The following is a 13,017-nucleotide window of genomic DNA, read 5'->3' on the forward strand; positions in this document are numbered from 1 at the left end:
TTGTATCTCAACAATTGCAACGCGGCTCGTCTGGCTGGTAAGCGTATGGCTGGTGGGCCGCAGGATTCGTCAACAGGGCGCCGCCCGCCTTGCGGCAAAGCGGGCGCGGCACCGCATCCTAACGCAGTCAATGACAGCCGTTCTCATCTGCGCCGAGCAGCCATGCTGCGCGCATGCTCATAGCGCAGGCCGACACCTGAGCGACACCTGAGTCTTCTAGAAGACTTATCAGGCATTTGCCACCACCGGCCTGGCGAAAGGCCGATAATCGCTGCCGTGATACCGAGCGCCAACGGCACCATAGCCTTGCGCAATCCAAAACCCACCCCACAAGCACGATGACCACCTCCATCCGTCAGCAGGACCTGATCGACTCGATCGCGGGCGCCCTGCAGTACATCAGCTACTACCACACACCGGATTTCATCCAGCACCTGGCACGGGCCTACGAGCGCGAGCAAAGCCCGGCGGCCAAGGATGCGATGGCCCAGATCCTGACCAACTCCAAGATGAGCGCGACCGGCCAGCGTCCCATCTGCCAGGACACCGGCATCGTCAACGTGTTCCTGAAGGTGGGCATGGATGTGAAGTGGGAAGACTTCACGATGGGCCTGGAAGACGCCATCAACGAAGGCGTGCGCCGTGGCTACAACCACCCCGACAACACCTTGCGTGCCTCGGTGGTGGCCGACCCTCAGTTCGCCCGCAAGAACACCAAGGACAACACGCCTGCCGTCATCAATGTGCAGATCGTGCCGGGCGACAAGCTGGATGTGACCGTGGCTGCCAAGGGCGGCGGCTCGGAGAACAAGTCCAAGATGATCATGATGAACCCCAGCGACAACATCGTCGACTGGGTGCTCAAGACCGTGCCGACCATGGGTGCGGGCTGGTGCCCACCGGGCATGCTGGGCATCGGCATTGGCGGCACCGCTGAAAAAGCCGTGCTGCTGGCCAAGGAAAGCCTGATGGAAGACCTCGACATGTACGAGCTGCAGCAAAAGGCTGCCAGCGGTGCCGAGCTCGATGAGGTGGAAAAGCTGCGCCTGGAACTGTTCGAGAAGGTCAATGCGCTGGGCATCGGCGCCCAGGGCCTGGGTGGCCTGACCACCGTGCTGGACGTGAAGATCAACATGTACCCCACGCACGCGGCCTCCAAGCCTGTGGCGATGATCCCCAACTGCGCAGCTACCCGCCACGCCCATTTCGTGATGGACGGCTCCGGCCCCGTGTACCTGGACCCGCCATCGCTGGACACCTGGCCCAAGATCGACTGGGCTCCCGACTACAACAAGTCCAAGCGCGTGGACCTGAACACCCTGACCAAGGAAGAAGTGGCCAGCTGGAAGCCCGGCGACACGATCCTGCTCAACGGCAAGATGCTGACCGGCCGCGATGCTGCGCACAAGCGCATCCAGGACATGCTGGCCAAGGGCGAGCCGCTGCCCGTCGACTTCACCAACCGCGTGATCTACTACGTGGGCCCGGTGGACCCGGTGCGTGACGAAGTCGTAGGCCCTGCCGGCCCGACCACCGCCACCCGCATGGACAAGTTCACCGACATGATGCTGTCGCAGACCGGCCTGATCGCGATGATCGGCAAGTCCGAGCGCGGCCCGGTCGCCATCGAAGCCATCAAGAACCACAAGTCGGCCTACCTGATGGCCGTGGGCGGCGCCGCGTACCTGGTCTCCAAGGCCATCAAGCATGCCAAGGTGGTCGGTTTTGCCGATCTGGGCATGGAAGCCATCTATGAATTCGATGTGGTGGACATGCCGGTGACCGTGGCCGTGGATGCCGGCGGCACCAGCGCCCACATCACCGGCCCGGCGATCTGGAAGGAAAAGATCGCCACCGGCCAATTCAAGGGCATTGAAGTCGCAGGCGCCTGATTTGCTCCCCGCCCTGCCCCAGGGCGAGCGACCCACGAAACCGCCTGCGGGCGGTTTTTTGCTGCGCTGGAGGCCAGCTTTACCCTTCCCAGCCCTCAAACATGACTATGCTTGGCCCCCAGGTACGGCGCATGCTGTATCGTGGAGGCTGAACACCGCTAAGGAACAAAAACATGGCCAAGCCGAATTACCAGTACGAAAAGCGCCAGCGCGAGCTGGAAAAGAAGAAGAAAAAGGAAGAAAAAGCCCAGCGCAAGGCCAGCGGACACTCTGCGTCCGACACCCCCGACCACACCGAAGACGGTGCGCCCTCGCAGCCAGATGCAGACAGCAGCGCTGACGCAGGCGACGCAGCAGCCGACCAAGCCAAGCCTGCCGACTGAGCACGGCGCGCCTTCAATGGCAAAAAAACGGGCCGCCAGCATTGCTGCTGCGGCCCATTTGCATTTCTGGAGCGCTGCTATCCGCCCAGCGCCGGCAAGGTGTTGAACAGCAGCACCATCAACAGGCCCACGAACGAGACGATGGACTGCACCACGGTAATGGTGCGGGTCGCCTCGCCCATCGTCATGCCAAAGGACTCCTTGACCATCCAGAAGCCGGCATGGTTGGCATAGTTGAAGAACAGCGAGCCGCAGCCAATCGACAGCGCCAGCAAAGGCAGGTTCAGGCTCGGGTCGGCAGCGGCGAGCGGGGCCAGCAAGCCGGCTGCGCCCACAATGCCCACGGTGGCCGAACCGGTCGACACCGACAGCAGCATCGCAATGAGCCAGCCCAGCACCAGCGGCGGGAACGCAAACTGGTGCGTCAGATGCACGATGGCATCGCCCACCTTGGCGCTGGTCAGCACTTGCTGGAAAGCGCCACCGCCGGCAATGATCATGATGATGCCGGCAATCGGCTTGAGGCTGGCACCCAGGGTGTCACGCAGCTTTTCGGCATCGCCGCCACGCAGGTAGACCATCGTGAAGGCCGCAAACAGCACACCCAGCAGCATCGCAATCAGCGGGTTGCCCAGGAAGCTGGCGACCTGCAGCAGCGCCGAACCCTTGGGCAAGGCCATCTCGGCCAGCGCATGGGCCAGCATCAGCAGCGCAGGCAGCAAGGCCGACAGCACGCCCATTGCAATGCCGGGCTGGTTCTTGCCGCTGTCGGTCTTGGTCTCGGTAAATTGGTCCAGCAGCGCCTGTTCTGGCCGGGTCGTCATGCGTGGGGTGATGAAGGCGCCGTACAACGGACCGCCCAGCACCATCGCGGGCAACGCAGCCAGGAAGCCGTAGAGCATCGTCGAGCCGACGGTGGTCTTCAAGGTCGCAATGGCGGTCAGCGGGCCCGGATGGGGCGGCACCATGCCATGCATCGCCGCAAGCGCCGCAATCACCGGCACGCCGACATAGACATAGGCCGAGCCCTTGAAGTTCTCGCGGCTTTCGAGCTTGCGCGCGACGCTGAAGATCAGCGGCAGCATCACCACCAGACCCACCTCGAAGAACATCGGAATCCCGATGATGAACGCCACCAGGGTCATCGCCCAGGGAATCATGCGGTCCGAGGTATGGCGCAGAATGGCGCTGGCCAGGCGCTCGGTGGTGCCCGAATCGGCCAGGATCTTGCCGAGCATCGCACCCAGCGCAATCACCACGCCGACGGCACCCAGGGTCTTGCCTGCGCCGTTGGTGATGTTCTTGGCAATGTCGCCGGGCGCCATGCCGGTGGCAAAACCAACGCCGATACAGACGATCAGCAGGGCCAGCAACGGGTGCATGCGGATGCGCGAAACAATCAGCGCCACCAGCACCAGCACACTCACCAAGGCGGTCAGCAGCAATTGGATATCGAAATTTGACATGCGAGAAGATGTGGATTTGTGACACGCATCCCCAGCCGCCACCGCAAGCAGGGGCTTGGGCATGCCCCAACCCTCCCATCCTACGCCGATCAGCCACCCCAGGCTGTAGTCGGATTTCTCCGGGCCGGGCGCCGGCCCAGCCCGCCGGCGCTGGCCATCACGGCGCCGTCGATGCCCCGGACTCGAACCAGCGCTTGACCAGATCGCGCTCGTCGGCGCTCAGCCCCTCGGGGTTGCCAAAGGGCATCTTGCGCAGCACGACGACCTGCTGGTAGATCTGCTGCGTGTGCTGAGCCACTTCCTGCGGGCTGTCGAGTTTCACATTCTTTTGCGCCAGGCCGGTGGCGCTGTGGCACACCACGCAATGCTGGGCAAACACCTTGGCTACTTCGCCGTACGGTACGGCGCCGGCAGCGGGCTGGCTGGCAGGGGCAGGTGTTGCCGCCACCGCAGGCTGGGGGCCGGGGCGCAGCCAGGCAATCACGCCCAGAATCACCAGCACACCGATCAGCGCATAAGGCCAGGGGTGCTTGTTGCGGCCGAGCTTGTGGCCATGGCGCAGCACAAAGAACTGGCGAATGGCCGCGCCGGCGAACATCATGCCGATGAGCACCAGCCAGTTGTACTTCTGGTTGTAGAGCCAGCCGTAGTGGTTGGACAGCATCGCAAACAGCACCGGCAACGTGAAATAGGTGTTGTGCACGCTGCGCTGCTTGCCGCGCTTGCCGTAGACGGGGTCCACCGGGTCACCATTCTTCAAGGCCCGCACCACGGTGCGCTGGCCAGGAATGATCCAGAAGAACACGTTGGCGCTCATCGACGTGGCCAGCATCGCGCCCATGAGCAGGAAAGCCGCCTGGCCGGGGAAGATATGGCAGGCCAGGTAGGCGGCGATGCAGACCAGCACCAGCACCATCGCGCCCACGATCGCATCGCCATGCTTTTTGAAGCCGAACACGCGGCAGATGCCGTCGTACAGCAGCCAGAACACCGCCAGAAAGCTCAGCGCCGTGAACACCGCCAGCGGGGCGCTCATCGCGTTGGGATCGGCCGGGTTGACCAGGTAGATGTTGGCGTTCCACAGGTAGGACACCGTCAGCAGCGCAAAGCCCGACAGCCAGGTGGTGTAGCTCTCCCAGTAGAACCAATGCAGGTGGTCCGGCAGCTTGGGCGGCGAGACATTGAACTTGACCGGGTGGTAGAAGCCGCCGCCATGCACGGCCCACAGCTCGCCGCTGACGCCCTGCTTTTTCAGGTCTTCGTCCTCCGGCGGGGTCAGACTGCTGTCGAGAAACACAAAATAGAACGAGGAACCCACCCAGGCAATGGCCGTGATCACATGCAGCCAGCGCAACAACAGGTTCGCCCAATCGAGGATATAGCCTTCCATTGCTCTCATCCTTGGCAGCGTGGGGGCTGCCAGTGCGAGGGAGGGGTGATGCCCCGCTCTCCTCCTCAAGCCGCCAGTGTGGAGGCACCGGCCACTTGTTGAACCTGCTCACCACGGCGGGCGATCTGAGCAGCAGACAGGCCGCAATCCACAGCCATCATCGACATGACCGGGGCACCGCTGCGACCTTTTGTAGACTTAAAGTGTATGCAATTTCTGCCGCCCAAAGGTCGGCAAAAAGCTGCACAGCCCCTAGATAAAACCCTGATGCAACGCAGCAAAACCGCTGCAGGCCGCCTCCGCACCGCCTGCGCCGTGCCTGCCCGCTGTGAAAAACGCATCAGGCATGCTGCGCGCGTTGCAGGTGCTGCAGCAGCTGCGCGGCCACCGCAATCGCAATCACCTCGGGCTCCTTGCCATGGATGCCCGGCAGCCCGATCGGACAGGTGATGCGGGCAAACTCCTCATCGGCAAAACCCCGCTCGGCCAGCCGGTGCGCAAAACTGGCACGCTTGGTAGCGCTGCCAATCAAACCGATCAGGTCCAGATCGCCGTGCTGGCGCTGGCGCTGCAGGCAGGCCTGGGTGATCTGCAGGTCCTGCTGGTGGTCGTGGGTGAGGATGAACACACTGCTGCCCGGCGCCAGGTCTGCCACCGCCATCTCGATCGGGTCGGAATACTCGGTCTGCACCTGGGCCGGCAGCCCGGGCGGAAACAGCTGCTCGCGGCTGTCGACCCAGGTGATGTGCAGCGGCAGCGTGCCCAGCAGCTGCACCAGGGCTGTGCCCACATGGCCGGCACCAAACACCGCTACCGGGCTGCACACCGGGGCCAGGGACTGCGCCAGCCGTGCGCTGTCGGCCTGGGCAATCCGCTCAAAACGCAGCTGCACCACGCCGCCGCAGCACTGGCCGAGGCGCGGGCCCAGCGCAAAACGCTCACTCAACGGCGCGCCGCCACGGGCCAGCAGATCGCGCGCCTTGCTGGCAGCCTGCCACTCCAGGTGGCCGCCGCCAATCGTACCGAGCTGGTCCTGGGCAAACACGGCCATCCAGGCCCCGGTATCGCGCGGCGCCGATCCCTGTGTAGACTCCACCTGAACCAGACAGGCATCCTGCGTCGCCAGGCGAGCCAATAATTGCTGCAGTACGGGCATGCCTTGTTCCATGATGAAAAGCGGCCTGCGATACTGCAGGGCCGCTGTAGACGGATTTGTACCATGAGTGATCGACCCTCTCCCTCCCTGCTGTCACGACTTTGGCATACGCTTTTTCGTATACCGCGCAAGGCGCCAGCGCCGGCCAACGCAGCGGCGGGCCGCTCTACGAACGCAGCCCGCCCCGCCGAGCAGGATGACGACCAGGACAGCTACCTCTCGGTGCTCACTGAATTGCCAGGCATGCGCATGCCCGCCTGGTCCCCGCAAGCCGATGGCCAGGACTCGGTGCTCAACCCGGTTGCCGATGAGGCCTACCGCAAGCGCTGCGCACAGCACCTGTATGACCGCTATGCCGAACGCATCTACCCCGGCATGCTGCCGCCCATGCTCTACGCCATCGGCGTGCTGGAGCTGCTGCTGGATGAAGACGGCCATATCCAGGACATGAACTGGATGCGCGAGCCCGCGCAGGCCCAGGAGGTGCCGCCACAGATCGAGGCGCTGGTGCAGGCCGCTGCCCCCTTCCCTGCCCCGCAGCATTTGCGCCATGGCGAGGTCATGGTCTCCTATACCGAGACCTGGCTCTGGGATGCCTCCGGCAAGTTCCAGCTGCACACCTTGAGCGAAGGCCAGCAATAAGCCGCTCGCACAAGGCGCAGGCGCAAAAAAACCGGCCAGTTAAAGCTGGCCGGTTTATGCTGAGCAGCCGCTGTGGGCGCTGCTTTATTCCTTGATCTTGGTGATCTTGGCGCCTTGCAGCGACACGCCCGCTTCCAGGCCTGCGTTGTTCAGCACAAAGCTGGTCACAGGGGCCTGGGCCGAGGTGGTGTCGATGCTGCCGTTGGCGCCGATGCGGCCGGCGGCCACGGTGGCGTCTGCACCCACCGACCAGCCATTGCTATCGCGGAACTTCGCCAGCGCTTCAGGCGTGTTGAACACATAGATGACGGCCTTGGACTGGCCACCGGCCTGCCAGCCGATCGACGCGCCGGTGGTGCTGTAGTAGCTGTCGCTGCGGTTACCCACGCGCAGCACGCCACGGCCATGCTCCACACCGATCACAAAGCTGCCGCCAATGACGGATGGGAACACCAGCACGCCCTTGGAGCGCGCGACCAGGTCCTTGGAGCCAGGAGCGGTCTGGTACAGGCGCTCCAGCGCAGCGTTGGCGCGGGCATCGACGGATGTTTCGTCTGCGCGCGGCGCATTGCTGGTCTCAGGCTTGGTGACCGTGCAGGCCGCCATCGACAGAGCGCCGGCAACCACAGCCGCCGCCACACCCAGGGTGCGCATGGAAAAACGTTGCATACCTACTCCTTTGAAATTTGCTGTTATGGCAATCAGGTCTGCACCGCCGTCTATTCGGCGGTACCCCTAGGAGAGAATGGTAGCCACACCCCGTGACGCTGGAAGCCTGCAGATACAACTTGCGGCGTCGGCCTACAGGCTGGGTGATGCGTGCCTGAGACAGGTCAAACGCGGCCGCGTGCATGCGCCCCGCCTCACGACCCCCGGTAGGTCGAATAGCTCCAGGGGCTGACCAGCAGCGGCACGTGGTAATGCTGGTCGGCATGGGCCACGCCAAAGTCCAGGTTCACCTGGTTCAGAAAGTTGGGGCTGGGCAGCTCCACGCCCTTGGCGGCAAAGTAGGCCGCCACCTCAAAGCTCAGGCGGTAGGTGCCGGGGCGCAGCGATGCATTGTCAAACAATGGGGTCTGGGTGCGTCCGTCGTGGTTCAGCGTGTCACGCCGGATCAGGCGCAGCTCGCCGCCATCGGTGGCATACAGTGCAATGTCCATGCCCGCTGCGGGGCAGCCGTGCATCGTATCGAGAACGTGGGTGCTCAGGCCCATAGGTAAATCTCCTGATGATTCTGGGTAAGATCGGACTGGTGATGTGCACTAAAAGTGTATACACTTTTTGTCATTCGGCCTACTATCCTGACATGGAAACCACCTCAACGTCCACCATTGCCCAATCCCTGACCCGTGCCATCGTCGAGCACCGGTTGTTGCCGGGCACCAAGCTGGCCGAGCAGAAACTCGCGGACCACTTTGGCGTGTCGCGCACCCTGGTGCGCCAGGCGCTGTTCCAGCTCTCGCAGAACCACCTGGTCACGCTGGAGCCGGCACGCGGCGCCTTTGTGTCGACCCCGTCCGTCACCGAAGCGCGCCAGGTCTTTGCCGTGCGCAAGATGCTCGAAGCGCAGATGACCCGCAGCTTTGTCGAGACCGTCACGCCCAAGCAGATCAAGGTCTTGCGCGAGCATGTGCGGCAAGAGGCCGCCGCCGTGCACCGCGCCGATGTCACCGAGCGCACCGAGCTGCTGGGCGACTTCCATGTGCGCATGGCCGAGCTGATGGGCAACGATGTACTGGCCCAGCTGCTGGGTGATCTGATCTCACGCTGCGCGCTGATCACCCTGATGTACCAGTCGGCCAGCGCTGCCGCCCATTCGCACGAGGAGCACGAAGAGATCGTGCAGGCCCTCGCCCGCAAGGATGCAGAAGGCGCTGTGCGGCTGATGATCGCGCACCTGGAGCATGTCGAGCAAGGCCTGCAGTTCGAACGCGAGATTCCCAGCAACGATTTATCCATGGCTCTGTCCTCGATCACGCTATGACCTACGACGCTACCACCCCCTACCCCCGCGACCTCATCGGCTACGGCCGCGATGTGCCCCACGCCCAGTGGCCCCAGGGCGCGCGCATTGCCGTGCAGTTTGTGCTGAACTACGAGGAAGGCGGCGAAAACCATGTGCTGCACGGTGACCCGGGCAGCGAGCAGTTCCTGTCGGAAATGTTCAACCCGGCCTCCTACCCGGACCGCCACATGAGCATGGATGGCATCTATGAATATGGCTCGCGCGCCGGCGTATGGCGCCTGCTGCGCGAGTTTGAGAAGCGCGGTCTGCCGCTGACGGTGTTTGGCGTCGCCTCGGCACTGCAACGCCACCGCGAACTGGCCCAGGCGTTTTCCGATCTGGGCCATGAGGTGGCCTGCCACGGCCTCAAATGGGTGCACTACCAGAACACGCCCGAAGACGTGGAGCGCGCCCACATGCAGCAGGCAATGGATATCTTCCACAGCCTCTACGGCAGCCGCAGCACCCACGGCCTGGGCTGGTACACCGGCCGCGACAGCCCCAACACCCACCGCCTGGTGGCCGATTTTGGCGGCTTTGCCTATGACAGCGACTACTACGGCGACGACGTGCCGTTCTGGATGAAGGTCGGCAAGAGCGATGGCAGCGCTGCCCACCAGCTGATCCTGCCCTACACGCTGGACTGCAACGATATGCGCTTTGCGCTGCCCCAGGGCTATTCGCATGCCGATCCCTTCTTCCAGTACCTCAAGGACAGCTTCGATGTGCTGTACGCCGAAGGCGATCCCGCCGGTGAGAACCGCCCCAAGATGATGAGCATCGGCATGCACTGCCGCCTGCTGGGCCGCCCGGGCCGCATCACCGCACTGCAGCGCTTTTTGGACCATATCCAGCAGCACCAGAACGTCTGGGTCTGCCGCCGCATCGACATCGCCCGCCACTGGGCCGAGCGCTTTCCCGCGCCCTCGCTCTGAAAGACGACACCACCGCGCGCGTGCGCAAACGGCACCCATCCATTCGATAGGAAACACATGGCCCTGACCCTGGAACAACTCAACCAAGCCACGCCCGATGCGGCCCTGGCCATGCTCGATGGGCTGTACGAGCACTCGCCCTGGATTGCCCAGGCCGCGCTGGCCCAGCGGCCCTTTGCCTCTCTCGCCCAGCTCAAGCACGCGATGGTGCGCGTACTGGCGCAGGCCCCGGTCGATGCGCAGCTCGCCTTGATCCGCGCCCACCCCGAGTTGGCAGGCAAGGCCATGGTGGCCAACACCTTGACGGCAGAGTCCACCTCGGAGCAAAACCGCGCGGGTCTCACCCAGTGCACGCCCGAGGAGTTTGCGCAGATCCAGCAGCTCAATGCAGACTACAACGCGCGCTTTGGCTTTCCGTTCATCCTGGCGGTGCGCGGGCCCCGGGGCCTAGGCCTGCCCAAGCAGGAGATCATCGCCACCTTTGCGCGGCGCCTGAACCACCACCCCGATTTCGAGCGCGAGGAGGCGCTGCGCAACATCCACCGCATCGCCGAGATCCGCCTGAACGACAAGTTCGGCTACGAGCCGGTGCTGGGCAACGACGTCTGGGACTGGCAGGAGCGCCTGGCCCAGCACAGCGACGAGGGCTTTGCCGAAAAAGGCCAGCTCACCGTCACCTACCTGACCGATGCCCACCGCGCCTGTGCCCAGCGCATCAGCCACTGGATGCGCGACAGCGGCTTTGACGAGGTCGAAATCGATGCGGTCGGCAATGTCGTGGGCCGCTACCGCCCTGCGCAAGAAGGCGGCAAGTACCTGCTGACCGGCAGCCATTACGACACCGTGCGCAACGGTGGCAAGTACGACGGGCGCCTGGGCATCTTTGTGCCGATGGCCTGTGTGCGCGAGCTGCACCGCGCCGGCAAACGCCTGCCCTTCGGCATCGAGGTGGTAGCCTTTGCCGAGGAGGAAGGCCAGCGCTACAAGGCCACCTTCCTGGGCTCGGGCGCGCTGATCGGCCACTTCAACCCGCAGTGGCTGGACCAGGCGGACGCCGCCGGCATCACGATGCGCGAGGCCATGCAGCACGCCGGCCTGTGCATCGACGATATCCCCAAGATCCAGCGCGATGCCTCGCAGTACCTGGGCTTTATCGAGGTGCACATCGAGCAGGGCCCGGTGCTGACCGAGCTGGATATTCCGCTGGGCATCGTCACCTCGATCAATGGCAGCTCGCGCTTTGTCTGCGAGATGCAGGGCATGGCCAGCCATGCCGGCACCACACCGATGGACCGCCGCCGCGATGCCGCCTGCGGCGTGGCCGAGCTGATGCTGTACGCCGAGCAGCGCGCGGCGCAAGATGGCGACTCGGTCGCCACCGTCGGCATGCTGGAGGTGCCCAGCGGCTCGATCAACGTCGTACCCGGCCTGTGCAAGTTCAGCATCGACATGCGCGCCCCCACCGATCCGCAGCGCGATGCGCTGGTGCGCGACGTGATGGGCCAGCTGGAGGCGATTGCGCAAAAGCGTGGCCTGCGCTACCGCGCCGAGCAAACCATGCAGGCCGCAGCGGCCCCCAGCGCTCCGGCCTGGCAGCAGCGCTGGGAAAAGGCCGTGGCCGCCCAGGGCGTGCCCTTGTTCCGCATGCCCAGCGGCGCCGGCCATGATGCGATGAAGCTGCACGAGATCATGCCCCAAGCCATGCTCTTTGTGCGCGGCATCAACAGTGGCATCAGCCACAACCCGCTGGAATCCTCGACCGCCGATGACATGCAGCTGGCGATCGACAGCTTCAGCCACGTCCTTCAACAACTAGAAAACGAAACCGTATGACCACGAACAACGCCACCTACGCCGCCCTGGACCAGTGGATCGACCAGCACTTTGACGAGCAGGTGCAGTTCTTCCAGAAGCTGGTGCAAGTCCCCACGGACACGCCGCCGGGCGACAACACGCCGCATGCCGAGCGCACTGCCGAGCTGCTGCAGGCCATGGGCTACACCGCTGAAAAGCATGAGGTACCCCAGGCCGATGTTGAAGCCTATGGCATGACCTCGATCACCAACCTGATCGTGCGCCGCCCCTTTGGCGCAGCCGGCTCGGGCCGCACCATTGCACTCAATGCCCATGGCGATGTGGTGCCGCCTGGTGAGGGCTGGAGCCATGACCCCTATGGCGCCCGAATTGTCGACGGCAAGCTCTATGGCCGGGCTGCCGCCGTGAGCAAGTGCGATTTCTCCACCTTCACCTACGCGCTGCGCGCACTGGAGGCCGTGGCCAAGCCCAGCAAGGGCGCGGTCGAGCTGCACTTTACCTATGACGAAGAGTTTGGCGGCCTGCTGGGCCCCGGCTGGCTGCTGGAAAAAGGCCTGACCAAGCCCGACCTGATGGTCGCCGCTGGATTCAGCTATGAAGTGGTGGTCGCCCACAATGGCTGCCTGCAGATGGAGATCACCGTGCACGGCAAGATGGCCCATGCCGCCGTGCCCCACACCGGTGTGGATGCGCTGCAGGCCACCGTCGCGATCATGAACGACCTGTATGCGGAAAACACCGCCTACCAAAAGGTCTGCTCTAAAGTCGAAGGCATCAAGCACCCCTACCTGAACATTGGCCGCATCGAAGGCGGCACCAACACCAATGTGATCCCCGGCAAGGTGCTGCTCAAGATCGACCGCCGCATGATCCCCGAGGAGAACCCGGTCGAGGTCGAAGCCCATATCCGCCAGGTGATTGCCAAGGCGGTGGAGCGCTTCAACAGCGAGCGCGGCTACCAGGGCGATGACGCCGTGCGCATCGACATCAAGCGCCTGCTGCTGGCCAATGCAATGACGCCGCTGGCTGGCAACCAGCCGCTGGTCGATGCCATCCAGACCCATGGCGAAGCGCTGTTTGGCGAGAAGCCTCCGGCCGTCGGCACGCCGCTGTACACCGATGTGCGCCTGTATGTCGAGCGCGGCATTCCGGGCGTTATCTACGGCGCAGGCCCGCGCACCGTGCTGGAAAGCCATGCCAAGCGCGCCGACGAGCGCCTCGACCTGGAAGACCTGCGCCGCGCCACCAAGGTCATCGCCCGCTCGCTGGTCGATCTGTTGGCCTGATCCAACGCGGCGCTCCAGCACGCCGCCGAAAACATCCTTTTACCAAC

General features: G+C 64.1%; 12 protein-coding genes. 7 read left to right on the forward strand and 5 right to left on the reverse strand.

Annotated features, from left to right (window positions below):
- Positions 1-338 precede the first annotated feature (338 nt).
- Both ACCQ08_RS02210 and ACCQ08_RS02215 read left to right on the forward strand, forming a co-directional pair.
- Positions 339-1,892, forward strand: a complete 1,554-nt coding sequence (locus ACCQ08_RS02210) for a fumarate hydratase (protein WP_239811166.1) — start codon at positions 339-341, stop codon at positions 1,890-1,892.
- Positions 1,893-2,065: 173 nt separating this feature from the next.
- Positions 2,066-2,275 carry a hypothetical protein gene (locus ACCQ08_RS02215; protein WP_312525791.1) on the forward strand — a complete coding sequence of 70 codons (210 nt, stop codon included), beginning with the start codon at positions 2,066-2,068 and terminating at the stop codon, positions 2,273-2,275.
- A 77-nt stretch (positions 2,276-2,352) separates the two neighbouring features.
- Here ACCQ08_RS02215 and ACCQ08_RS02220 read toward each other — a convergent pair whose 3' ends face one another.
- The 3 genes from ACCQ08_RS02220 to xdhC all read right to left on the reverse strand — a co-directional run bounded on the left by ACCQ08_RS02220 (position 2,353) and on the right by xdhC (position 6,287).
- A complete protein-coding gene (locus ACCQ08_RS02220) occupies positions 2,353-3,741 on the reverse strand; it encodes a GntP family permease (RefSeq protein ID WP_373448721.1) in 1,389 nt (462 codons plus the stop codon).
- Between the two features lie 157 nt (positions 3,742-3,898).
- Positions 3,899-5,131 (reverse strand): urate hydroxylase PuuD, encoded by a 1,233-nt coding sequence (locus ACCQ08_RS02225; RefSeq protein ID WP_373448722.1) that lies wholly within the window; start codon positions 5,129-5,131, stop codon positions 3,899-3,901.
- 340 nt (positions 5,132-5,471) lie between these two features.
- Positions 5,472-6,287, reverse strand: a complete 816-nt coding sequence (gene xdhC, locus ACCQ08_RS02230; protein WP_373448723.1) for a xanthine dehydrogenase accessory protein XdhC — start codon at positions 6,285-6,287, stop codon at positions 5,472-5,474.
- A 63-nt stretch (positions 6,288-6,350) separates the two neighbouring features.
- Between xdhC and ACCQ08_RS02235 the strand changes: the two genes are divergently transcribed.
- Positions 6,351-6,929, forward strand: a complete 579-nt coding sequence (locus tag ACCQ08_RS02235) for a hypothetical protein (protein ID WP_312410237.1) — start codon at positions 6,351-6,353, stop codon at positions 6,927-6,929.
- A gap of 84 nt (positions 6,930-7,013) precedes the next feature.
- Here ACCQ08_RS02235 and ACCQ08_RS02240 read toward each other — a convergent pair whose 3' ends face one another.
- Both ACCQ08_RS02240 and uraH read right to left on the reverse strand, forming a co-directional pair.
- Entirely contained in the window at positions 7,014-7,598 is a 585-nt protein-coding gene (locus tag ACCQ08_RS02240) for a YSC84-related protein (protein ID WP_230771885.1), read from the reverse strand.
- A gap of 194 nt (positions 7,599-7,792) precedes the next feature.
- Positions 7,793-8,143, reverse strand: a complete 351-nt coding sequence (gene uraH / locus ACCQ08_RS02245) for a hydroxyisourate hydrolase (protein WP_230771886.1) — start codon at positions 8,141-8,143, stop codon at positions 7,793-7,795.
- Between the two features lie 92 nt (positions 8,144-8,235).
- Between uraH and ACCQ08_RS02250 the strand changes: the two genes are divergently transcribed.
- From ACCQ08_RS02250 to ACCQ08_RS02265, 4 genes are read left to right on the forward strand one after another with little or no spacing between them, the layout of a single operon-like run.
- Positions 8,236-8,913 (forward strand): GntR family transcriptional regulator, encoded by a 678-nt coding sequence (locus ACCQ08_RS02250; protein ID WP_239811161.1) that lies wholly within the window; start codon positions 8,236-8,238, stop codon positions 8,911-8,913.
- Positions 8,910-9,869 (forward strand): allantoinase PuuE, encoded by a 960-nt coding sequence (gene puuE, locus ACCQ08_RS02255; protein ID WP_373448724.1) that lies wholly within the window; start codon positions 8,910-8,912, stop codon positions 9,867-9,869. Before ACCQ08_RS02250 ends, puuE begins: the two co-directional genes overlap by 4 nt.
- Positions 9,870-9,926: 57 nt before the next feature.
- A complete protein-coding gene (gene uraD, locus ACCQ08_RS02260; protein ID WP_312451498.1) occupies positions 9,927-11,702 on the forward strand; it encodes a 2-oxo-4-hydroxy-4-carboxy-5-ureidoimidazoline decarboxylase in 1,776 nt (591 codons plus the stop codon).
- Positions 11,699-12,970, forward strand: coding sequence for a M20/M25/M40 family metallo-hydrolase (locus ACCQ08_RS02265; protein ID WP_312451500.1), 1,272 nt, complete (start codon positions 11,699-11,701; stop codon positions 12,968-12,970). The genes uraD and ACCQ08_RS02265 overlap by 4 nt, the downstream gene beginning before the upstream one ends.
- Positions 12,971-13,017 lie beyond the last annotated feature (47 nt).

It is taken from the genome of Comamonas sp. SY3, from assembly GCF_041730275.1.
GTDB lineage: Bacteria > Pseudomonadota > Gammaproteobacteria > Burkholderiales > Burkholderiaceae_C > Comamonas > Comamonas sediminis.